At 50.1% G+C, this 23,039-nt stretch carries 17 protein-coding genes and 1 pseudogene; 4 read left to right on the top strand and 14 right to left on the bottom strand.

Annotated features, from left to right (window positions below):
• Positions 1–132 precede the first annotated feature (132 nt).
• Together H6G13_RS26820 and H6G13_RS26815 are read right to left on the bottom strand one after the other, a co-directional pair.
• Positions 133–4,320: a chemotaxis protein CheB gene (locus H6G13_RS26820; protein WP_190488669.1), complete on the bottom strand. Its 4,188-nt coding sequence runs from the start codon at positions 4,318–4,320 to the stop codon at positions 133–135.
• A 92-nt stretch (positions 4,321–4,412) separates the two neighbouring features.
• Complete coding sequence (locus tag H6G13_RS26815; RefSeq protein ID WP_347277537.1) at positions 4,413–4,700, bottom strand: helix-turn-helix transcriptional regulator; 288 nt, start codon at positions 4,698–4,700, stop codon at positions 4,413–4,415.
• Between the two features lie 146 nt (positions 4,701–4,846).
• Between H6G13_RS26815 and H6G13_RS28905 the strand changes: the two are divergent.
• Positions 4,847–4,945 (top strand): annotated as a pseudogene (locus H6G13_RS28905) (IS1 family transposase); the annotation flags it as partial.
• 383 nt (positions 4,946–5,328) lie between these two features.
• Here the strand turns inward: H6G13_RS28905 and crtL are convergent.
• The 7 genes from crtL to H6G13_RS26775 all read right to left on the bottom strand — a co-directional run bounded on the left by crtL (position 5,329) and on the right by H6G13_RS26775 (position 13,442).
• Entirely contained in the window at positions 5,329–6,582 is a 1,254-nt protein-coding gene (crtL, locus tag H6G13_RS26805) for a lycopene beta cyclase (protein WP_190488663.1), read from the bottom strand.
• 499 nt (positions 6,583–7,081) lie between these two features.
• Positions 7,082–8,266, bottom strand: a complete 1,185-nt coding sequence (locus H6G13_RS26800) for a ScyD/ScyE family protein (protein ID WP_190488675.1) — start codon at positions 8,264–8,266, stop codon at positions 7,082–7,084.
• Positions 8,267–8,839: 573 nt separating this feature from the next.
• Positions 8,840–9,778, bottom strand: a complete 939-nt coding sequence (locus tag H6G13_RS26795) for an alpha/beta fold hydrolase (protein ID WP_242028555.1) — start codon at positions 9,776–9,778, stop codon at positions 8,840–8,842.
• A gap of 185 nt (positions 9,779–9,963) precedes the next feature.
• On the bottom strand, positions 9,964–10,791 hold the full coding sequence (locus H6G13_RS26790; protein ID WP_190488660.1) for an oxidoreductase: 828 nt from the start codon (positions 10,789–10,791) through the stop codon (positions 9,964–9,966).
• 331 nt (positions 10,792–11,122) lie between these two features.
• Positions 11,123–11,590 carry a cupin domain-containing protein gene (locus H6G13_RS26785; protein ID WP_190488658.1) on the bottom strand — a complete coding sequence of 156 codons (468 nt, stop codon included), beginning with the start codon at positions 11,588–11,590 and terminating at the stop codon, positions 11,123–11,125.
• A 32-nt stretch (positions 11,591–11,622) separates the two neighbouring features.
• Positions 11,623–13,056, bottom strand: coding sequence for an FAD-binding oxidoreductase (locus tag H6G13_RS26780; protein WP_190488656.1), 1,434 nt, complete (start codon positions 13,054–13,056; stop codon positions 11,623–11,625).
• Positions 13,057–13,253: 197 nt separating this feature from the next.
• Positions 13,254–13,442, bottom strand: coding sequence for a hypothetical protein (locus H6G13_RS26775; protein WP_190488654.1), 189 nt, complete (start codon positions 13,440–13,442; stop codon positions 13,254–13,256).
• 213 nt (positions 13,443–13,655) lie between these two features.
• Here H6G13_RS26775 and H6G13_RS26770 point away from each other — a divergent pair, with 213 nt between their 5' ends.
• Positions 13,656–14,576: an AraC family transcriptional regulator gene (locus H6G13_RS26770; RefSeq protein WP_190488652.1), complete on the top strand. Its 921-nt coding sequence runs from the start codon at positions 13,656–13,658 to the stop codon at positions 14,574–14,576.
• 1,015 nt (positions 14,577–15,591) lie between these two features.
• Here H6G13_RS26770 and H6G13_RS26760 read toward each other — a convergent pair.
• The 3 genes from H6G13_RS26760 to H6G13_RS26750 are packed head-to-tail and all read right to left on the bottom strand — an operon-like array spanning position 15,592 to position 19,380.
• Positions 15,592–17,784: a xanthine dehydrogenase family protein molybdopterin-binding subunit gene (locus H6G13_RS26760; protein WP_190488650.1), complete on the bottom strand. Its 2,193-nt coding sequence runs from the start codon at positions 17,782–17,784 to the stop codon at positions 15,592–15,594.
• Positions 17,781–18,770 carry a xanthine dehydrogenase family protein subunit M gene (locus H6G13_RS26755; protein WP_190488649.1) on the bottom strand — a complete coding sequence of 330 codons (990 nt, stop codon included), beginning with the start codon at positions 18,768–18,770 and terminating at the stop codon, positions 17,781–17,783. Before H6G13_RS26755 ends, H6G13_RS26760 begins: the two co-directional genes overlap by 4 nt.
• Positions 18,757–19,380 carry a (2Fe-2S)-binding protein gene (locus H6G13_RS26750; protein WP_190488647.1) on the bottom strand — a complete coding sequence of 208 codons (624 nt, stop codon included), beginning with the start codon at positions 19,378–19,380 and terminating at the stop codon, positions 18,757–18,759. The genes H6G13_RS26755 and H6G13_RS26750 overlap by 14 nt, the downstream gene beginning before the upstream one ends.
• Positions 19,381–19,646: 266 nt before the next feature.
• Between H6G13_RS26750 and H6G13_RS26745 the strand changes: the two genes are divergently transcribed.
• The gene (locus tag H6G13_RS26745; protein ID WP_190488645.1) at positions 19,647–20,807 is read left to right on the top strand and encodes an XdhC/CoxI family protein; all 1,161 of its coding nucleotides are present in this window, start codon (positions 19,647–19,649) and stop codon (positions 20,805–20,807) included.
• Positions 20,786–21,373 carry a nucleotidyltransferase family protein gene (locus H6G13_RS26740; protein WP_190488644.1) on the top strand — a complete coding sequence of 196 codons (588 nt, stop codon included), beginning with the start codon at positions 20,786–20,788 and terminating at the stop codon, positions 21,371–21,373. The genes H6G13_RS26745 and H6G13_RS26740 overlap by 22 nt, the downstream gene beginning before the upstream one ends.
• 138 nt (positions 21,374–21,511) lie before the next feature.
• Here the strand turns inward: H6G13_RS26740 and H6G13_RS26735 are convergent, their stop codons facing one another.
• On the bottom strand, positions 21,512–22,504 hold the full coding sequence (locus H6G13_RS26735; RefSeq protein ID WP_190488643.1) for an SDR family oxidoreductase: 993 nt from the start codon (positions 22,502–22,504) through the stop codon (positions 21,512–21,514).
• A gap of 69 nt (positions 22,505–22,573) precedes the next feature.
• The gene (locus H6G13_RS26730) at positions 22,574–22,939 is read right to left on the bottom strand and encodes an AraC family transcriptional regulator (RefSeq protein ID WP_199306920.1); all 366 of its coding nucleotides are present in this window, start codon (positions 22,937–22,939) and stop codon (positions 22,574–22,576) included.
• Between the last annotated feature and the right edge of the window lie 100 nt (positions 22,940–23,039).

The raw sequence follows: 23,039 nt of genomic DNA, 5'->3' as shown, positions 1-23,039 counted from the left end.
GTATGTCCGTATTTGATGATTTGAGGAGATTGGCACTTAGGACAGTTCATCAATTTGGCTGCAATGCTTGATGCTCCTAGCATATCAACTCGCCATTACTATTCATTACTACCGGCGAAACAACACTTGGTTTTATTCAGTTTTTTTCGTTGAAAGCGTGTGGATTGACACGATTGCTCTGACTAATTCCTCTGGCTCTACAGGTTTCGCAATATGACGTTGAAACCCAGCCTCGATCGCCCGTTGTCGTTCTGTCTCGCTCACGTAAGCAGTCAGCGCGACGGCTGGAATTTGTCCTCCAGCTTCTGCATCGAGTAGACGCACTTGTCGCATCAACCAGTAGCCGTCTTCTTCTGGCATTCCGATGTCGCAAACCAGCATGTTGTAGCGACTAGGAGCTTGATTCAAAGCGGATAAAGCGTCTCTGGCAGATGACCTGCTCTCCACTTCAGCCCCATAATTTTCCAGCACAAACTTGAGTAGCTCACAGGTATCAACTTCATTATCAACCACTAAGATCTGCAAGCCTGCTAAGGAAGGAACTAGATCGCTCGAACCTTCTAATGTCGTCGGCTCTGCATCTCTCGACGGGGCAGACTCTTGGGGGAGATCGCGCAGGGGCAACCTGACGGTAAGCGTTGCTCCTTGCCCTTCGCCCGGACTGGCTGCTTGCACTGTGCCGCCATGCAGTTCAATGAGATAGCGCACGATCGAGAGTCCCAGCCCCAGCCCTGCCTTCACTTTCGTGGTGCTAGAATCGCCTTGACGGAAGCGATCAAAGATGTACGGCAACAAATCAGCTGAAATGCCCTGTCCGGTGTCGGTCACTTGGATTTGAGCCTGCCCTTGGACATCCTCCAACGTAATCTCAATGCGTCCATTCGATGGAGTGAACTTAATGGCGTTTAACAGCAAATTCCAGAAGACTTGCTGTAAGCGATTGGCATCACCGACGATGTTTTGAGAACTCAACTGAGCAATGATTTGAATGTTCTTGGCTTCGGCAGATAACTGAACAGTCTCGATCGCAGCTTGCACCACCAAGCACAGATCAAGCGGGCGATTGTGGAGATGGAGCTTGCCGCTGATAATGCGAGAGGTATCTAAAATATCTTCGATTAACTGGGTTTGCGCTCTTGCACTCCGTTCAATGACTTCTAAAGCACGACTGACAGTAGCCTCATTCAGAGTAGTATGGGCGCGGAGCTGATGTGCCCAGCCCAGAATCGTGTTGAGGGGAGTCCGGAGTTCATGCGAGAGGTTTGAGAGGAATTCATCTTTGGCTCGGTTCGCGGTTTCCGCCGACTGACGGGCTGCCTGCTCTTGTGCCAGTAGTTGCGATCGCTCTGCTTCAAACTGCTGGCGCTCGGTAATGTCTTCGATCGCTAGCAAAATCATGGCAGTATGATTGCTTTGTTGCAGTTTGCAAGCATTGAACAGCATTGTTTTTTGCCCAATTTGCTCAAAATAACGCTCCACCTCAAGATCCTGAATCTGATGATTATTAACGAGAATCTCTTCTAGAGCTGATCGCAGTTGGGGAATGTTCCACTGACCATTGCCTAGCTCAAACAAGGAAAATTGCACGGTTTCTGATACCGAAACTTGAAACATTTCGCAGAACGATCGGTTAACCGTATTCACTTCTAAATCGGCATTCAGCACCACAAGCGGGGTTTGCACCGTCTCAACGATCGCTTCTGCATAGTTACGTGCCACCTCCAAGCTGGCAGCATGACGTTTGAGCGCGTCGATATCGAGGAAAACCATTGTCACCCCGTCAATTTGGTTTTCGGTCGTGCGATAAGGACGAATCCGCAGGGCATACCAATTGCCTCCCTGCGTTTGAAGTTCTTGTTCTTTGGTGTTGAGCGTCTCTAGCACCTCCAAAGCCATCGATTCTAAGTTAGAAACATCAAAATCGGTGCGGAGGTCGTTAAATGGTCGTCCGACATCGCTGGAGATGAAATTAAATAGTCGTTGCGCGGCGGGTGTAAAGCGGCGAATTCTTAAATCATTGGTCAGCATCAAGATCGGCACACTGATGCTGTCAACGAAATTGTTGAGGTCGCTGTTGTCTCGGTTTTGTTGTAGGTTGCGGCTCCGCAGTTCGTCGTTGGTGGTGGCGAGTTCCTCATTGGTTGCTAAAATCTCTTCTTTCGCTGTTTGGAGTTCTTCATTGGTGCTTTGCAACTCCTCATTGCTCGACAGGATTTCTTCGTTTGCCACTCGCAGGCTTTGGTTGAGGTAACTATGTTCTTGAATCACCGCTTGTAAATGCGCTTGAGCCGACAACTCTCGTTGAGTCGCGGCGGCTAGTGCCTGACGAAGCTGCACAATCTCGCGCTCTAGGGTTTCTGAATCTTGGCGTTCAGTCGAAGTAGAAGTAGGCTGACTCGTTGGAGACAAAATCGCTTCAAAGATCACCAGGAAATAGAGCGTATTCGCAGCCGCAGGCTGGAATGGTATCACTTCTAGATTGAGCTGAGTCGGTGACCTCTGGTCGGTCGGTGACCCTCGCTGACCCGTTTCAATCCCAATGTGTTCTTGTCGAACCGCAACGTTTTGAGTTTGGGCTTGATAAAGGGCGGTGCGAAGTGGAATCGTTAATCCTTCTCGTGCCATCAGCAGCACGTCTAACTCAGTAGTTCCGGGAGATAGCCTCAAGTAGGGATCGAGGTCTCCCCGCAGATGGAGAATGTGCATCTGATCGTTGGTGACGACAGACACCGGCGCGTAGCGATTGGAGATCAGTCCGTCAATTTCTCGCGCTAAGTCAAAATTATTAGCGATCGTTTCAACCACTTGTGGCTGCCTTTCGCCACCGACAACCGGGTAAGAACTGGTCGTAAACGAAAACAGGGGACGAGTCGAAGTCAGCTTGCGAGTGTAAATTTTGGCGGTTTCATGGACTGAGGTAAACAGGTCTGAAGCGGTCTTGACGCTTTCGGAAGTACCCAGCACTAGAAAGCCTGTTAAGTTGAGGCTGTAGTGAAACAGCGACATGATGCGTTCTTGCAACGGATCTGATAAATAAATCAGCACATTGCGACAGCTAATCAGGTCAAGATTCGAGAACGGTGGGTCGCCTCCTAAGTTGTGTCGAGCAAACACACACAGTTCCCGAACGGCGCTACTAATCTGATACCCCCCGGTTGCCAGAGGGATAAAGAAGCGATTACGGCGCTCCGCTGAAACGGCTTCCATTTGACTGTCTAGGTAAAAGCCTGACCTAGCTCGGTTGATGGCGGTTTCGCTGATGTCGGTGGCAAAAATCTGGATCGGCGGCATGGTGGCGCGATCGCTGAAAAACTCCAATAAGCAAATGGCGATTGAGTAAACTTCTTCACCCGTCGAACATCCTGCCACCCAAATCCGGATGGGAGTGTCTGCCGTTTTGTTCTGGCTAATCGTCGGAAAAACCTGCGTCTTTAACTGCTCAAAGGTTTCTGGATCACGAAAGAAACTAGTGACGTGAATCAGAATTTCTTCATAGAGCGCTTGAACTTCAGCTGGGTGTTCTTGCAGATACTGAGCATACTCCTCTAAACTTTCGAGCTTATACAGCAGCATTCGACGCTGCATTCGGCGCTCGATAGTCTTGGGTTTGTAAAGCGTGAAGTCAACACCAATCGTGGTTCGCAGCAGCGCAAAAATGGTCGTCAAGGCATCGTCCGCTTCAGGCAATTCCTTCACAGCCCGAAGGGGTTCTGAGTCAGACAAAAGTGGACTGCGACTGATGGTCACCAACTCTGCGGCAATGGCTTGCGGCGGCAGCACAAAATCAACGTATCCCGTGGCAACGGCAGTATTGGGCATACTGTCAAATTTTGCGCTCGCTTCACACTGAGCGAATGTCACACCGCCCGCCACTTTAACTGCTTTTAACCCCCGCGAGCCGTCTCCATCCATGCCCGATAGAACAACCGCAATCGCCTTGTTCCCTCGATCCACTGCTAAAGACTCGAAAAATGCATCTCCCGGCATGTATTTGCCTAGGACTTTCTGACGCGGAGCGAGATGGAAGATTCCATTCTCTAGGGTCATCTGATTATTGGGCGGAATCACATAGATCTCGTTTGGCTCGACCGGCACCTGGTCTTGCACCTGTTGCACAGGTATTTCGGTCACTCTACCTAAGATCTCAGACAACAGACTTTCGTGGTCGGGAGATAGATGTTGAATCAGCACAAATGCCATGCCCGTATCCGCCGGCAAATGAGAGAGCAGGTCTGTGAATGCCTCTAACCCGCCTGCCGAAGCAGCGATTCCCACGATTGGAAAAGGAGCATCCGTTCTAGCGAGACGCTCTATGTCCATAGGTTCAGAAGTGTTGGCTTTAAGTGAATTTTCGGAGGGTGAGTCATAAATAAGACATACACTACTGAGTCCGAGGATGAAGGCTTTGAGGACTAGGAATTTTTCCGAAAATATTGCTCCAGCAACCGGTGAGCTATTTTGCGCTCTGCTTCGCTGCCAAACTGACTCATTTCAACTGCCAAAGCGTTCAGTTGCCGTAAGGCTAAGGGCATTGGCCTAGCTCGATCGTTCTCCCAACGGTTCACGGTCACTAAAGTTACACCTAACCTGGCGGCAAATTGTTCTTGAGTCAGCCCACAGAGCGCCCTCAATTCACGAACAAGAACATCCAGATCAGCGGCAGAGGGTTTAGCTTTACGCATTGTCGAAGAATGATTCACTTTCAGACATTAACAAATGATGCGTCATCTGTTAATTAGCTAACACGTCAAGAAAATGAGTACATCTATCTTTAGATATTCCTTATTTGTAAAAGGATAGTGCTCAAGATGGAGTGATGGAGAATCTTTGCTATTCTCCTACTGTGCCTGCTTGCCCCATTTGTGCATCTACCAAAACGGTTAAGAACGGTCGCAACCACAACGGTAAACGACGATTCAAATGCCATGACTGCGAACGACAGTTCATCGAACAACCTGGCAAAAAAATCATCGACCAAGCCACACGGGAACTGATTGACCGATTGCTGTCAAAGCGTATCTCTTTAGCTGGTATTGCTCGTGCTATACAGGTTTCTGAGCAATGGCTACCTAAGCAGGTGTTTCACCCTGATAAATGGCCCCACTGACTCTGCTGATGGAGTTTGCTTTTGCAGGAGAGGCGATCGCAGCCTACTTCAAATTCCTCTGATTCCAGTTTCCTGGCTATCTACAGGTGGATCAACAGGGTGTAGGGGGTATGTTTTCTCAACATTGGCGTAAGACGGCGATGCTTAAAGAGTCAGAAGCATTTCCCTGAAAGGCTTGTGATCTTGCAACTGAGGCTCCCTCGAGATGGCTAAAGTCGAGCTTAGGCTTGGGCCGCTTGCAGGCTCAAAAATTGCCACAAAAGCTGGCTCTCTTGGCCGGGGAACTGCATTAAACCCCAGCGTACATCGTTGGGAGCTTGCACAAAGAGCCTTACCATGGCCGCCACCAGTTGAGGGGTAGAGAGTTCGTCGGCTAAAAAGCCCGACCATTGGTCTTGGGGGAGGCTAAAAAAGGCATCGAAGAAACGCTTGAGCAGTTGCTCGTCGAAGCGCATCAGCTTTTCTAAGCCGAAGCGGTAGAGGTAGTATTTCCGCAGTCGATCAGCTGGCCACAATCCCTGCCAACCGGCGCGGGCGATTTGCTGGGGCGAACTTTGCGGGTTGGCTAGGGCTAGGGCTAAAGCATCGGCCAAACTAGGAGCGCGGCGCAGTAAAGCGCCCATCATATAGCCCGAAGCCGGATTTACCATACTGGCAGCTCCGCCGAAAGCTACCACCGACTGCTGTAAGTCCGGTAGGGGTAGGGTCATGGGAAACAGGCAGCGCTCTACCTCGTGGACTTCCGTAACTTCGATACCATGAAACTTGAGACGCTGGTGCAGGCGGCGCTCCAACACATCTAGACCCATGGCTGGAGCCAGAGCTAAGGAAGTTTCTTCTACGAGGTAAACATCCTGGCCGAAGTCCATGGCGTAGAGAAAAGTGGGCGGGGTTTGGGCTTTTTCCAAGTCGGAGAGGTGATCGCTCCGAAAGTCCTGATGGACGAATTGCTCGGGCTGCACCGGCGGGGCCGAGAAACGTCCCACGATGCCGTAGGCGGATTGATAGGCCACTGGCCCTTGGTTCTGGCGCTTAGCGAAGACCGGATTGTGACCGCTGGTGTCCACCACCACCCGCGCCTTTAATTCCACACCAACATCAGTAGTGACGATCGAACCCAAGTCTTGATGAGTAATACTTTGGGCTTGGGCCATCTGCCAGATCACTCCACCCGCCGCGCAGCGATCAAGCAGGTAGCGCTGGAACTTAATTTTGTCGAACAGGCCGTAGGCGCGATTGTGCTTTACTTCCCCTTTAGCATAGTAAGAAACAGTGTTATCCCAGCGATGACCCAGGAGATCGCTCAAACCCAGAGCCGTCAGCTCGTCTTCCCAAATGCCGTAGGTGTTGGGCCAAGGTTTATCCACGGGCGTAGCGGTCAAACCGCCCACCTTGAGACCCCGTTCTGCGAGGCTAGCGGCGATGATGGTGCCCGCTGGCCCTGACCCAATGACTAAAACATCAAAAGCGCACATGAACTTCAAGGAGATTTTACAAATTCTAGCTGCTTAGCTCGACTTTAGCTGTCGAGTATCAAATTGCGTGGGCTATTCCCAGCTTTTGGTCAAAAATGGATGGGAGCGCGAACTTAAGCGACATAGATTCTAGGTTTAGGGCAACCTCAAGAACCTCGATCACCCAAAGTTGGGAAGAGCCGTTATCGCGGGACGCAACAAGTTTTCCGAGGATGTCATATCCCAAATAATTTTACCCTACTCATCAATTACTAATAGAAAGTTAATGAGCACTCACCTTGTACTCTACGAAAAAACGAATTTAATCCGGTTCATTAATTCTTCAAAGTAGTTAGTGAGCTTTCAGTTTGTTTCAGGCTTCTCTGGTACATGATTCAAAGACACAAGCTGGGATAAATAGGAGCCGTTGAAAGGCCCAAGCATTTAGGAATGGCATAGGTGTACCAAGTGGGCCTTTCTATGGCGGATTAGTCCGTGTTTCTTAGAAATACAACAACTTCTAGCGTCGGCTCACTTTCAAGAATCCTCCCACGGAAGCGATCGCTAGCAACCCAATCCAGCTTGAAGGTTCAGGGACCGATTCAGAATCATCGTCGTAGTTGAATCGGATAATTTCTCCCTGACCTACAGCAATTCCTCGGTTCGCTATAAAAATATCTCCACTATCTCCAAACGTGAATGAAGTGGGGGCAAACAACCCTTCTTTCAGAAGGGTTGTGCGTGTTCCATCTGGGTTGAGACGAATTAGTGCACCTGTGAGATCACCGGACAACAAACCATCAGTGGCATATTCCAAAACATGCAAATTTCCATTGGAATCAAAATCTAAATCAATGATGTTGGTAAAGCCCTCAGCAAAAACCTCAGGAACACCATCGGCAACGCGATAGACTCGTGCACCACCTACGGGAAACGGAAATCCGGTCAGCTCACCGACATAAACTGTATCATCAGAACCACTAGCCACTGCATTGGGTACAGATTGCATAGGAATGTCAGAACCCCCAAATGGATTAGTCACTAGGCGACTATCAAAGACTGCTGCTAGATCGACTTCCCCATTATCAAGATTAACCTTTAGCAGATCGTTAGCACCCGCATCAGCAATGTAAGCAGTGTTGTTTTGAATGACAAAACTGTAAGGGTTGGAATCTACCTCACCTCTATCGGGATGTTCAGATTGCCTAAATACTGAAACGTCAGCGATTGTGGCCCAATCAGAGCCACCATTAAGGGCATTGATTTTCAGCAATTGTCCAAACTCTAACACTCCCAAAGTACTTCGAACAGCAGGATTACTACCAAGCCCAACTAGAACATAAGGTCGCCCGGTCGAATCAAAAGCAACATCATGGACACCTAGTGCCTCACTACCATCGGGTGCCGCTAATGATGGCAATCCGGTTACGACTCTAGACACTGTGCCATTTTCAATGCGGGTAAGTGCTCCTGTTGAACCGTAACAAACTGATGCAGTTGGATTGGCTGGGGAGGGAATGCACGGTCCTGTACCACCCCGTCCTGCTTCAGTTATGTAAAGAGAACCATTCGATCCAATGGTTAATCCTCTAGGGTTATCTAAATCACTTGCAATTATTTCAAAGGTCGCAGCAAGGGCTGTGTTTCCGAGACCAAGAGCAACAATAGTTGCTCCTATTGTTGCAAAGGTTAGATGCTTCAACATGGATAATCTCCAAAATGCGACGTTGCAGTATGTTGTTTGAATCCGCTTGCCCTTGCTTCATTGAGCAAGAACACCGAAAACCCGGAGCGTTCGCCCCATCCGCACGACGAATAAGTTGTTGAAAAGAGTCTATATGCTCATAATAAATGACTATTAGAAAAAAGCCGAAAATCTTGCTGTGCGAGAATTAGAGGCTTATATCACTCGATCCTCCAAAATCCCACGATATGTGAGCGCGATTTTCTTGTGAGAATCCTTCGCTATCTGCTCGATACACTAAGCCATACTGAAGTCGAGTAGACTCTTGGTGGTCTGGAACTTGCTGTAACGTTGACTGACGCACACAAACCACAGCCAGTCGCTCTAAATGATCGGACTGGATCTTCTCTGAACGCCATCCCAAAGGCTCATCCTTGTGCTTCATTGCCCTGCTCCTTGCCGGTTGCTATAGCCATCTGGCTCTCCAGCATTTGACCTAGTATTCAGACCAGGCGTTTGCGGTTGGTCTGAGGCAGGGTAGACAAGACAACATTGGCAAGGTACCCAAAATGGCTCGCATAAATCGTTAAGTCATTAAGCAGCAATAACTTCCAAGACAGGAGCCTCAACCTGTTCCAGATATTTCTCAAACCACTTCACGGCAGATGCGCTGGCAATCTCGAAGCCCTTTCCCTGAAAACCGTCGAAGTGTCCACCTTTCAAAATTGTGAAGGACTTCGGCTCCATCGCATGGGCATAGACAGCGGCAGTTAAATCAGGAGGTGCAAGAAAATCCTTATCGCCTGCAATCAGACATAGCGGAGTGGGAAAGATCGCCTCGAGGTGGGAAACGGGTTCGTAATAGAGACAATGCTCGATCGATTCAAAGGTGATGCGATTCTCCCATCGTCCTTCACTAGCGCTTTTAGCGGATTCAACCCAGAGGAAAGCATCGGGTGTTGGCAGAAAGCTCGGTTGTCCGGGTGAGGCAACTAGGGGAAAGTAGCTCACTTCCCCAGTTTGATACCGTTTGATGCGGTCTTGTGAAAGCAACGTTGTGAGTTCATCGAGGCCAAGGGGTGAAGTCAGGCGACGGGAGCTGAGAAAAAGATTCACTGTCGGCATCTGGGCTACTACAGCTTTCACGCGCCGATCAAATGCCGCCAGATGCAGCACATGACCACCGCTATAAGAGAAGCCCCAAACACCGATGCGATTGGGGTCAACTTCAGGTTGGAGTTGAGTCCAGGTGATAGCATTGCGGTAATCTTCGTGCTGCTCGGTCGGGAGCATTTGCCCACGAGGCTCTCCCTCACTGGCACCGATGTAGCGATAGTCGAACAGTGTGACAACGAACCCAGCTTGAGCGAAGCGCTCAGCAAACTGTGGCAGGCCCATCTCTTTGGTCAAGCCAATGCCATGCGCCATGACAATAGCAGGATAACGTTGACCAGATGCAGCTTGATCCGGAGTGTAAAAGGTGACGGAACACTTCAACCCTTTACTGTCAAAACTAGCAGTTCTTTTGTGCATTGCTACTTACCTGCTTATTTCTGAGATATGTCAATCAGGGCGCTGATTAGAAAAGGATGGATTGCAATCGTGATGTGAGAAGGTGAGCTCGGTCGCTATGTGCCCAAGTCCTCGGTAGGATGCAATGCCGCCACCGAGAACTTGAAAGCATTCATTCGCTACCCTTCCTCACCCGCCTGCGCCTGCTATCTGTAATCAGTAGATTCAGCTAGAGCGCGCCATTGCGCCGTTTCCTGCTCGACATAAGCGTTTTTCTGGGCAATGGCTCGAAGGGTGTCTGTCCCGAGCGGCAACCGTAGCGGTGGCGTGTCAGCATTGGCGAGCTGAAGCATCGCTTGGGCCAGCTTGGTGGGGTCTCCCGGCTGTTGATAACTCAGTTGGGAGGCGATTTTGCGAACTTTACCGACCGTCTCTGCGTAATCAGGAATCTCTGCAGTGCGCTGGAGCGAGCTGCCATCGAGAAAGCCGGTTCGGAAGTACCCCGGCTCGACTACAGTCGCGTGGATGCCCAGGGGCGCTAATTCATCATGCAGCGCTTCTGTGATGCCCTCAACTGCAAACTTAGTTGAAGAGTAGACGCCCCACCCTGGAGTCGAGCGGTAGCCCCCAATCGACGATAGGTTAATGATGTGTCCCGAGCGGCGCTGGCGCATGTTGGGTAATACAGCACGGGTCATATTCAACAGCCCGAAGACATTGGTGCGATAGACCCGTTCAACCTCTTCTGCACTGGTTTCTTCAATGCCACCCAGTACGCCGAATCCAGCATTGTTGACTAGTACATCAATCTGCCCAAAGCGTTCTAGTCCGGCTGCAACTGCCGCCTGTACTTGAGCCTCATCGGTAATATCTAGGCTGAGCGTCAAGGTATTGGGGTTTGACTCGAATTGATCCAGGTCAGACTTTCTGCGAGCGGTCGCAATTAGTCGGTCTCCTGCAGCCAAAACGGCTTTTGCGATTTCGGCCCCAATTCCACGGGAAGCACCTGTAATGAACCATGTTTTCTGAGTCATTGGTCTATCTCCTTTATTGCCTTATCCTTGCATTGCCTTTCGGGCATGGGTTCATAGTAGGCTCTGGGCAAAAGGTTCTAAATACACAGACCTTGCAGATCATTGCCTAATCTTCTCAAGCAGGAGAGCGGCACTCAGAAGCATCCTCTGTAGCAGGCGCAGCAAACCGATGAGACGGTTATCTCACGACCTGCCGCGCCGCTAAACGTTTACGAAGACCCAGGATGGCAAATGAATTCCTAAAGCACGAGACTATGATTTTCGATGCCTTACACTTGCCGTCTCCGCATCATGTTCATTTGCTTCGATTCCACTCAAGGTTCGTTGCGCACTACTGAGCAGAAAGGGGCGCTCCAACGATCCAAGTGTCGTGCTGGCGTGCAAGATCTGTCCAACCTGCGGGCGGCGTTTGACCAATTAGAGGGAAGAATTCGTCAATTCCACCAGGGACAAAAGTGCCGAGCAACCGAGCTCTCCCAGGTCCAAGATTCACCCATCCATGCACGGTGTTACGCGGCACAACAACCGAGGTTCCGGGTCCGACCTCAAACTCTTCACCTGCGCAGTGAAAGCGAAATCTGCCTTCAAGGACTTCAAAGATCTCTTCCCTATCTTCGTGATAGTGGAGTGGAGGGCCTGAGAACGGTGGAACATCCACCTCAATAATGGTGAAAGCCCCGTTAACGTCTTTGCTGTGTACGCGGATAGTCATCTGCTCGCCGGCCATTGTATCGAACCAATCGAGGTTCTCGCTCCGTCCGACAATTGCAACGTTGTCTTGGTTAAATTGAGTGCTCATTGTTTTAGATTGTTTTAGGGGTAAAGGCAGCGTTATGAATTCACTGAGGTAACAAGCATCGCTGGGGTAGCGGTGGGTTTGATGTTCTGATTGCGATGAAACAGATTGGTCGGGTCATACTGGTTCTTGAGCGCTACCAGTCGTGCATAGGTATCAGGCGGGTAGACCTCACGAATCCGCTCTCCCTCGTCCGCCAGAAAGCCCACGTAAGCACCGTTAGCGTAGGGTAAGAGCGCCCGAAAGACTCGCTGGGTGCGGGCATCAAGGCTAGCAGCATCAGCCGATAGCGGTGCGAAATGAGTGACCAACACCATGCCCTGCTTATCGCGATGAGCAAAGGCTGTTGCATCTGCCCTAACCCGACTCATCGCGCCGCCTAGAACCCGCAGGGAAATCAACGTTTCAGGAGACACGATGGACTGAGATGCTTCAACTAACGTGTGGATCATCTCGTCTGAGAAGGTCTCGAAGAATTGCGACCTCGAATGATGCTGAAAGCCAGGGATCTCACCAACCGCTGTGAGCGCAAAAATAGCTGAATAGGGCATAGGCGCAATCAGGTCGGCAACTGGGGTGGCAAGCTGACGCAGCGGAGCCACAACCCGCTCACCCTCGCTGATGTCACCGGTGTAGCAGACCATAATCCCGACGACTGGGGTTCCCTGTTTGTCAGGGGGAATAAAGGGGGCAGGCGGTGCCAGCATGAACAAAACTTCAGTGGAAAGTTCATCCGGCGCTGCCGCTGCTAGACGGGTATACTCTTGCAGGATGCGCTTTGCCTCAGTTGCCTCGTAGAAGACGGCACCGCCCAGGATAGTTCCACCCCGATGCAGATTCACCTCGAAAGCAGTCGCAACGCCGAAGTTGCCACCGCCACCGCGCAGTCCCCAAAACAGTTCGGGATTTTCGTCAGCACTGGCACGCACCAATTGTCCATCCGCTGTAACCAGTTCCACTGCTTGCAGGCGATCGATGGTCAAACCGTAGGCACGGACCATCCAACCGATGCCGCCGCTTAGCAGCAAGCCGCCCACACCCACAGAGGCAACGTCGCCTGCCGTCAATGCCAGTCCATAGGGCTGGAGCTTTTTGGCGACCTCACCCCAGGTAAGACCGGGTTCGAGACGGGCTGTGTGGCGCAGCGGGTCAATCGTCATCGTCTTCATCTGGGAGAGATCGATCACCAGTCCACCGGTATTAATGCCATGCCCGGCTGCGCTATGTCCGCCGCTACGCACAGAGAGCGTCATCGCATGCTCACGCGCAATATTGACGGCGACTTTAACATCTTCCGCATCCACGCAGCGCACAATCGCAGCGGGATAACTATCAAAGCTACCATTCCAAACTTTTCGTCCTGCTGCATAAGCAGGGCTATCAGGCAGGATTAGTTCACCTCGGATCCTTGAAGCGAGTATCTCGAGCGCTTCTTTATAGTCATGCTGTCTCTGGTATTGTTCTGACATTAGTTACTTCCTTGCGTTGTTTAGGGGCAATAGAAATACTCCTGTTAATCAACCAGCTGTGTCATGAACAGCAGTTGATTCACACCAACACACGCCGCTATCACCATCTGTTTTGATGGCGCAGCTAACTCCGCTATCAATAGCAATTGATTGCTCAGTAAAAAACTAGAAGTGCCGAAACAAATCCGCAGTACCGCTTACATCCGAGCCTCAACAGTGATATCCAGGCTAAGCGTCGATACGTTGAGGTTCGACTTGAATCGATGCAGATTATTCTGTTCGTATGCAGTCGCCATTAACCAATTCGCTGCTACCAAAATGGTGGTTATGATTCCAGCTTCAATTCCACGAGAAGCACCTGTAATGAACCCTGTTTTCTGAGCCATCGGCCACCCTCCTTTATTGCCTTATCCTTTCATTGCCTCTCTGGCATGAATTCATCATAGGCTTTGGAAAAAGGGCGCTGAGTACATAAACCTCGCAGATGATTGCCTAATTTTCTCAAGCAGGAGAGCGCTGCTCAAAAGTGTCCTCTATAATAGGCGCAGCGAGACGACGAGAGAAATGTCTAACGATATGCCGTTAAGCGGGAGCCCGGTATGGTAAATGAATCCTTAAAGCACGAGACTACGGTAGAGGCTTGTCAAGAACTGGCGAAATTAGTCACCCGCCACACACATGGCAGGGGAAACGGTATCCACTCAACTGCGATCGCTCAGCTGGAATTCATGCAGGAATTCATAGCCCCTGTAGCACTCTGCTCTGTGTATGAACCGACACTTTGCATTATTCTGCAGGGTAGAAAAGAGACCCTACTGGGCAAGGAAACCTATCACTATGGGGCGGCTCAATACATTGTTGTCACGGTCGATCTGCCGCTCAGCGGGAATATCGTCGAAGCAACACCAGATAAGCCGTATCTATGCTTTAAGCTCAGCCTCGACGCGACTGGGCTTTGGGATATTATCGATCAGATCCAGCGCAGTCCAGATCAAAAAGAAAGCCCAGTGAGAGGCTTGTTTGTAAGCGACGCCAATGTCCCGTTGATTGATTGTGCCACCCGACTTACACGGCTTCTAGATACGCCCGAGGACATTCCATTCCTGGCACCGATGATGATTCGCGAACTTTATTACCGTCTTCTAATGGGCGACCAGAGCGAAGCGGTCTGGCAGATCGCGACCTCCGGTAGCCATATGCAGCGCATTGCAGCGGTGATTAAACAAATCAAGGCTGAGTTTACGAAGTCGTTGCGCGTTGATGATTTAGCAGAGCAGGTGAGTATGTCTTCTGCGTCATTTCACCGGCACTTTAAGGCAGTGACCTCAATGAGTCCATTGCAATATCAAAAGCAATTGAGGTTATTGGAAGCCCGGCGTCTAATGCTGGCTGAAGATGCGGATGCAACCTATGCGGCGTATCAGGTTGGTTATGAGAGCCCTTCTCAGTTCAGTCGCGAGTATTCCCGCATGTTTGGTACCCCACCGAGGAAGGATATTGAGCGTTTACGAATTGCCTGAGTATTGCCTGTTCAGCCATAGCTGAGATTAACGCTAGATTGAGTAGCTCAGTGCATAATGAGCTAGCCCCAAATCTATGCTTCTCCTACCCACTAGTTACTTGCAGAAATTAATAAGCTCTATATTGCGGTCTCGCGACTTTGAGGTGAGTTAGGCTTACACCCCCTCTATTTAGTCAAAGACTTGATTCAGCTGTGCTGTGCTGATCAGCCCGTACTGCTACATCACAATAGGCAGTGGGTTGGTCGCCTGGTCCACTTGCCGCAGCGGCTAGAATCCGAGCTGAGCTTTAGAAAGACTTTGTAGACCCAGAAGGCGACTTTGCTGCTTCATGGCGACTAATCCCAGTTTTAGTAAACCTAATTGCCTGAGGATGTCATATCCCAAATAATTTGCTGCTGCTCACTAACCTTTTCTAAGAAGTTAGTGAGATTTGAGCTTGCTTCATGATTCCCTGGTACATGCTTCAAAGACATAAGCTGTGATAAATAGGAGCCGTTGAAAGGCCCAAGCATTTAGGGATGGCATAGGTGTACCAAGTGGGCCTTTCTATGGCGGATTAGTCCGTGTTTCTTGGGAGTACAACAACTTTTAGCGTCGGCTCACTTTCAAGAATCCTCCCACAGAGGCGATCGCTAGCAACCCAATCCAGCTTGAAGGCTCAGGGACCGATTCAGAATCATCGTCGGAATTGAATCGGATAATTTTCTCCCTGACCTACAGCAATTCCTCAGTTCGCTATAAAAATATCCCTATTGTCTCCAAACGTGAATGAAGTTGGGGTAAACAACCCCTCCTTTGAAAGGGTTGTGCTTGTTCCATCCAGATTAAGGCGAGTTAATGCACCTGTGAGATCACCGGATAACAGACCATTAGTGGCATATTCCAAAACATACAAATTTCCATTGAAATCAAAATCTAAATCAATGATGTTGGTAAAGTCTTCAGCAAAAAAGAGACGTCTTCCCAAAACTTTTAATTGCTTCCAAGCCTGCTACGATATTTTGTAACTCTTTCATAGCAATTTGTCTGGTGTGATGGGTAGTTCTCGAATGCGCTTACCTGTGGCATGGTAAACAGCATTAGCGATCGCGGGCGCTACTCCAACTAGACAGACTTCACCAATTCCTTTTGCGCCAAGCGGATTGACATGAGGATCATCCTCATCAACAAAAATTACATCAATGTCAGGAATGTCTGCATGAGTTGGTATTAAGTACTCAGCAATGTTGGCATTGGTGTAGCGTCCATAGCGGTGATCCATGCGTGTCTCTTCCATCAGTGCCATGCCAATTCCGCCAACAATTCCGCTAATCATTTGGCTACGGGCTGCTTTGGGGTTAACAATACGTCCAGCACCGTAAACACCAACGAAGCGAGAAACTCGCACTTCCCTCAGATCTAGATCAACTCGCACTTCAGCGAACTGTGCACCAAAGGCATGTTTTGAGAACTGTTCTGACTCACCGGGATTGAAATCAAAAGTTGCCTCCACTTCTGGAAGCCCCTGGCGGGCAAGGATATCTGCATAAGTCTCGCCTCTCGTAGAGCCTTGTCCCACAAAAAGACGTCCATTCTCAACCTCAATGTCTTGAGCATTGGCACCATATAAGGGCGAAGCTCGGTCTGAGATCGCTTGCTGTATGATCTGATTGCGGACGGCGGTTGCCGCTCCCTGCACAGCAGGACCAACACTGATTACAATTCTTGAGCCGCCCTGAGATGGTGCATCGGGTAGATTGGTGTCACCCAGCTCAAACCGCACCTGTTCAGCCGCTAACCCAAGGGCATCAGCAGCAATTTGAGTCATTGCAGTGTAGGTTCCGGGACCAATATCAGTCGCTCCGCTTTGAACTAACGCGCTGCCATCTAATAAAATCTTTGCTCTTGCCGATGCAGAGTTACCTAGGTAGGGGTAGGTTGAACTTGCCATGCCCCAACCGATCAGGTATCTGCCATCTCGCATTGAACCCGGTTCAGGATTTCGTTGCTCCCAGCCAAACCGTTGAGCACCTGATTCGTAGCATTCTCGCAATGCCTTGCTTGACCAGGGAAGCCCATTTTCAGGGTCAGCATCCGCATAGTTCCGCAATCGTAGTTCGATCGGGTCAAGCTGTAGCGCATAAGCGAGTTCGTCCATTGCGCACTCCAGCGCAAATATGCCCGTTGCTTCACCAGGGGCACGCATGGGAGTCGGCGTTCCTTTATTGAGACGCACCAGACGACGGATTGTTGTTACATTGGAGCACTGATAAAGCATTTGAGTTGCGCTGGTAATGCGCTCACTCCGGTCTTGCAGCTGAGAGGTGTCTGCAGTTGCTTCATGCACAATGCCAGTCAGCCTACCCTCTGCTGTTGCACCCAAAGTTAGGTACTGGGAGGTTTGTGGCCGATAACCATGAGAGGTATACATCTGCTCCCGCGTCAGCACTAATTTCACAGGTCGCTGAACTTGTCTGGAGGCAACTGCGGCAATGGTGACATGGGGCTGAGGCAGCAGGGTGGCTCCGAAGGCACCACCGACAAAACGAGCAATAACCTGGATATTCTCAATTGGAATTCCTAAGGTTCCGGCTAAGGCTCGTCGCACAGAATGAACACCTTGAGTGGTGTCATAGATGATCAGGCGTTCACCTTCCCAGACAGCGGTAACTGCTGTAAGTCCTAGGGGGTTGTGATGTTCGTTCGGCGTGGTATAGGTTTGATCAATTCGCACATCTGCTGTTGCTAATCCCTGCGCTACATCACCTCGCACAGAATCAGGTAAACCTCCTGGGCCTGCCTCTGGTGAGATCGCTCGGCTCAACTCACGCTTAAAATCTGTGGCTGCTCGTTCTACAGCATAATCAACCTTCACTAGTGAAGCAGCATAAGCGGCTTGTTCTAGGTTTTCGGCGATAACCACTCCAACATGCTGCCCGTTGTATTGCACAACATCATCTTGCAGAAGCGGAACTTGAGGAGGAAACCCTTCACCACGAGTTGTGAGTTTGGGCGCATTCAAATGAGTGATGATGCCAAGCACACCGGGTACTCTTTCAGCCATGCTCAGATCGATTGCCCGAATACGACCTTTAGTGATCGTGCTTTGAATCAATACCGCATGGGCAATATTCTCAATCGAAATTTCAGAAGGATATTGCGCTCCCCCTGTGACCTTGAGTCGTCCATCGACGCGATTTAAAGGTTTCCCGACAGCTTCACTCATGCCCTTCCTCCTGTTTGTGCAACGGTTGACAGAGCGCGAACAAGCGTCCGCTTTGCCAACTCAATTTTGAAGGCATTATGCTCACGGGGAATGGCTCCTTGTAATGCTGCTTCAGCCGCAGCTGTAAACGTCTCATCACTAATGGACTGTCCTTGGAGCACCGTCTCAGCCTGATAAGCGCGCCAGGGTTTTGTGCCCACTCCTCCTAACGCAACTCGAGCCGACTGCACAATCCCCTGATCCACATCAAGCCCAACAGCAGCAGAAACTAAAGCAAACTCATAGGAAGCGCGATCTCGCACCTTTAGATAGTGCGATTGTGTAGCGGCATCAGAAGCAGGTACTTCAACGGCAATAATTAACTCACCCGGTTGCAGCACTGTTTCTCGCTCTGGGGTATCACCCGGTAGAAGATGAAAGCTAGCGATCGGAATGCTCCGCTCTCCGTCTGGTCCGCGCAACTGTACTACAGCGTCCAAGGCAACCAGTGCAACTGCTAGATCTGAAGGATGAGTGGCAATACACTGACGACTCGTTCCGAGAATGGCATGCATGCGGTTCTCACCTTCAATCGCAGGACATCCTGTCCCTGGCTGCCGCTTATTGCAGGGAAAGGCCTGATCGCGGAAGTAGGGGCAACGGGTTCGCTGCATCAGATTACCGCCAATAGATGCCATGTTCCGAAGCTGGGGTGAGGCACTATTCAGTAAGGCCTGAGAAACCATAGGGTAACGATCACGAACAAGGGTTGCATCTGCTACAGCGCTCATTCGAGCTAATGCATTGATTCGTACACCTTGGGAAGTCTCTTCAACCGCAGCGAGGGGTAATTGATTAATATCAATCAGTTGATTTGGTGTTTCTACACCAATTCGGATTAAATCTACTAAATTCGTCCCGCCTGCAATCACTTTGGCTCCTGAAATATTAAGGGAGGCAATCGCAACATCAACGTGCTCAGCCTGAGAAAAGCTAAACGGATGCATGATGGCCTCCTGCTGCAACCTCACGAATAGCAGCAACAATATTAGGATAGGCACCACAGCGACAGAGATTACCGCTCATCCACTCTCGAATTTCAGCATCGGAGTCGGCATGTCCTTCCTCAACTAGACTGACCGCAGACATAATTTGACCTGATGTGCAGTAGCCGCACTGGAAGCCATCGTGAGCAATAAATGCTGCCTGCATGGGATGTAACTCATCGCCGTTGGCAAGCCCTTCAATGGTTGTAATTGATTTGCCTACATTCATCACGGCAAGCGTTAGACAGGAGTTAATCCGCTGCCCATTGATTAGGACTGTACAAGCACCACAGGCACCCTGATTACAGCCTTTTTTAGTACCCGTTAGTCTTAATTCTTCCCGAAGAGCATCTAAGAGGCTCACGCGGGGTTCTACGTTCAATGCATATTCCCTGCCATTGATGTTCAATGCGATCGCAGCGCGCTCAGGTCCAAGCGTTCTCGTGCTTGAGAGTTGCGGACCCGGTGTTGTTTGGGCAAACGTCTTTTTGGCAAAGTTACCAAGCGTAGTGACGATCGCACTGACGATCATTAATTGGCTAAACCGCCTGCGTCTTAATCTAATTTTCATATTTTCGCAATGTATTCAACTGTTTTGTGATCCCAATAAAATGTCTAAATCCTATTAAGTCTGGCAATTGTTGTCTTGTGCATTCTTGCGAGAATTAACCTCGCCTCTTAAGCTTGGTTAGGGAAGATTGACGATTTACAGAAAACTTCGATTTGTCTTTACCTTCCCTAATGAAGGAAATTAAACTTGTAGAAAATGCGCTTTACTACAGACGGACAAGCAATTTTGTAATTTACCAATCATTCCTGATAAGTTGATGACAGCTTATGAATGAACTACAGCTGATTCTTCAAGCTTTTGAACGGAGCCAACAGGCTAGAGAGCGGGCGGTTTTAGCAACGGTTGTACAAACTAACGGCTCTGTTTATCGCCGACCAGGTGCCCGAATGTTATTGACCGAAGGCGGGCAAATGATCAGTGCGATCAGCGGTGGCTGCCTAGAAGCTGATATCTTGGAGCGATCGCGACTGCTCCTAGCTGATGGTGGTGATCCCAGCTTAGTTAGGTATGATACTACTTCTAGTGACGACATTGTGTTTGGTTTTGGCATGGGATGCAACGGCATCATAGACGTTTTGATTGAGCCATTGGATCAAAGCGCTGCAGTTAGTCAGCTTTGCTGTATTCAAGAGTGTTTGAGTACTCAACAAACGGTTGCGATCGCAACCGTCTTCTCCGTAGAAGATGTGCCAGGTGTCAAAGTAGGCGACCGACTAATGATGAAGTCTGACACGAAAGTCATCAACCACATCGCCAACCCAGATATCGCTCAACGAATTGCAGCAGATGCTTACAAAAGCCTCGTCGAGAAACAAACTCGCGTACAGTCCTATGCCCTATCTTCAGGCAAAATCAATGTTTTGCTGGAAATTATTCGTCCGCCACAGCCCCTACTGATTTTTGGCGCTGGCTATGATGCCATTCCACTCGTGCAGTTTGCTAAGCATCTGGGCTGGCACGTCACGGTAATTGATCATCGCCCCGAACATTTGACCCATGAGCGGTTTCCCCTTGCCGATCAACTTCTCTTTTGCACTCCGGATCCCCCTCATGGGTATCGGCACTTGCTGACACCCCAAACAGTCGCCGTTGTAATGACCCACCGTTACATTAGCGATCTGGCATTTCTTAAAACCCTGATGCTGTCTCGGCTTCTTTACCTGGGGGTATTAGGCCCCAAACGACGAATGCAGCAGCTGTGGCAAGATCTGGCTGAGCACAACATCACACCAACTCCCGAACAAAACCAGCAGCTTTATAACCCAGTCGGGCTAGACATTGGAGCTGAAACGCCTGAAGAAATTGCCCTCTCGATTGTGGCAGAGATTCAAGCCGTATTAAGTGGCCGTTCTGGCTGCTTCCTGCGCGACCGCACTGATTCAATTCATGCTTCCTCACAGATAACATGTCTAGAATTGGCATCTTAATTCTGGCGGCGGGAGCCTCTAGCCGCCTAGGGCAGCCAAAGCAGCTCCTGTCTTATCAGGGCAAGCCGCTGATAAGACAGATGGCAGAGGTTGCGATCTCATCTGGCTGCCATCCTATTGGGATAGTTTTAGGAGCTTATGGCGAAACAATTCAGCCATACTTGGCAGATTTAGGCATTCACATCATTTACAACAAGCAGTGGCAAACTGGAATGGCGGGTTCACTGCAGTGTGGACTGCGTGAGATTTTGATGCTTTCTCCTGACCTAGATGCGATTGTCCTGATGGTATGTGACCAACCGTTTGTCTCACCCCGCCTAATTCATCAATTGATTTCCAGTTATCAAGCCTTAAATTACCCCATCGTCGCCTCTAAATACGCTGGCATTCTCGGCGTTCCAGCTTTATTGCACAGATCGTTTTTTCCAGATCTGTTCGCGCTTCAAGGGGATATGGGTGCTAGAGTAATCATTCAACAGCACCGTTCCCGCTCCCTAAGTATTCCCTTTGCGGAGGGGGCCATTGATTTGGATACTCCTCAAAGTTTGGAAATCCTTGAACCCTGACTGCCTGACCCAGTCAAATGTTAGTCTGTACGACACTAAGGAGCGAATCCGAGAAAACCAGATTTGGTCATAGGCCAACGAGCATAGCTTCAGAGCTTGCTGCGAACCAAGTAGCCCCGAAAGAGTTAGGGAAAGAAGCTAAGCTGTATAGCTTGCATTGAAGCCTAATGCATTGTCAATTGTCGTTCCCGAGATTGTTTTAGCAGCGTCACTGGCTAGGAAAAGCGCTGTCTGGGCAATGTCCTGAGGCTCAAGTGCTCCAGCATTACCTAGAGGGCTGATGGGATTGATTAGCGCGTCTTGTTCCTCTGGAGTTGAAACGCCCATCGAGCGCATCTGCCCCTCACCGCGGTACATCGGCGTGTTGACCGCACCAGGAGCAATCGCATTGACCGTGATGTTGTACTGTCCCAACTCCTGAGCTGCCTGCTTGGTCATGCCAACAACAGCCCACTTGGTTGAGGTATAAGCGCCATTGCCGGCAAATCCAGCTCTGCTGCTGACAGAGGCCATATTGATGATGCGTCCGCCACCCCGCCGCTTGAGAAACGGAATGGCCGCTTTTGCCGTATTGAATACGCCATGGACATTGACATCGAATACATCGTGCCAGAGCTGAGGGGTTCCCTCCTCAAAGCTGTGCCAGGCCACATAGCCAGCATTAGCAACGACAATATCGATGCCGCCAAGTTCGCGAGCAGTACGCTCTGCAGCTGCCTGCATCGCTGCTAAATCACGCACATCAACCTGGATTTGCAAGACTTTTGTCCCATACTGTTTTACCGATTCAGAAGCGGCATTGAACTCATCCATGTCGGCCACACGGTAACCCCTTGAAGAGTTCAATCGAGCGGGGTCGGCAATATCTAGCATGGCGACATCGGCCCCGTTGAGCGCGAAGACCTCTGAGATGGCCCGTCCAATTCCTCGCGCTGCGCCAGTGACAAAAGCAACTTTTCCAGCTAGGGGCAGAGCCGTTGACAGTTGCGGTTGGGCAGTGGGCTGCACAGATGCTTGTGCCACTGCTGGCTTGGCTTGAACCGACGATGCTCCTGCTCCCAATGCCAATCCTGTAGCAGCGAAAGCAGCGCTTTTGATAATTCCACGGCGTGAGCGGCTCAACTTGTTCATGGTTTGCTCCTCATCAGCTTTGAGAACAGCTTAGGGGAGCAGCCCGTTGCGAAAATTGTAAAATCTTGCTCAGCTGGCAGCCTGTTTGAAGAAGCCCTTCGGCGGAAGGCCCACTACTCGCTTGAAGGCCTTGGTGAAGTGAGCCTGATCGTAAAAGCCCACCTGCAAGGCAATATCGGCTAGATCAGGTCTGTCAGTCTTAGTAATCAGCCGCTTCGCTCGCTCTACTCGGTTTTGCAGCATGTATTGATGAGGGGAGAGGCCCAGGGACTTTTTGAAGAGGCGAGCAAAGTGAAAAGCGCTCAAGTTGGTTTGGTCAGCTAGGGCCGTCAAGCTCATCTCCTCGCCTAAATGTTCATGCACATACTCGATGACCTGTTTTAGCTGTTGGGACGAGAGCTTCCCAGCGGGGTTGCGAATCTTGTAATTGCTCAACTATGTTGACGGTTCTCAACTGAAGGAGGAGGATGGTAAGCTTTTGCCATGACAGACCTGCCGCCGCTAGAAGGCCTCAGCTCAGAGGAAAAAGATGCCC

Origin of the sequence: Pseudanabaena sp. FACHB-2040, assembly GCF_014696715.1 — a bacterium.
GTDB lineage: Bacteria > Cyanobacteriota > Cyanobacteriia > Phormidesmidales > Phormidesmidaceae > JACVSF01.
Note: the sequence above shows the minus strand (reverse complement) of the source record. Positions and strands in the feature narration are given on the sequence as shown.